The organism is Pseudoalteromonas sp. BMB (assembly GCF_001709235.1).
GTDB lineage: Bacteria > Pseudomonadota > Gammaproteobacteria > Enterobacterales > Alteromonadaceae > Pseudoalteromonas > Pseudoalteromonas maricaloris.
The window spans coordinates 1-231 of record NZ_MBQA01000084.1 but is presented as its reverse complement, the minus strand read 5'-3'; the positions used below and the strand labels follow the sequence as shown (position 1 = coordinate 231).

Below are 231 nucleotides of genomic sequence, written 5' to 3'. Positions count from 1 at the left end.
AACATGATCTGAGTCATCTTTTCCCTGTTGGCTTTAGGATTGAGAGGTGCTTCTGTCAGAAGGACTGGGTGTTCTTCGGGTGCAACTCTAAGCTCATTGTAGAAAGTGTGATGCCAAATCTTCTCCATGTCATCCCAATTGGTGACAATACCATGTTCAATAGGGTACTTCAGGGTGAGGATACCTCTTTTGCTCTGAGCCTCATCACCGACGTAGCTGTCCTTCTGTCCC

The 231-nt window shown here is 46.8% G+C and carries 1 protein-coding gene; it reads right to left on the bottom strand.

Annotated features, from left to right (window positions below; translation table 11 throughout):
* The coding region (locus BB427_RS07220) for a hypothetical protein (RefSeq protein ID WP_217492895.1) at positions 1-231 on the bottom strand (231 nt) is incomplete at both ends.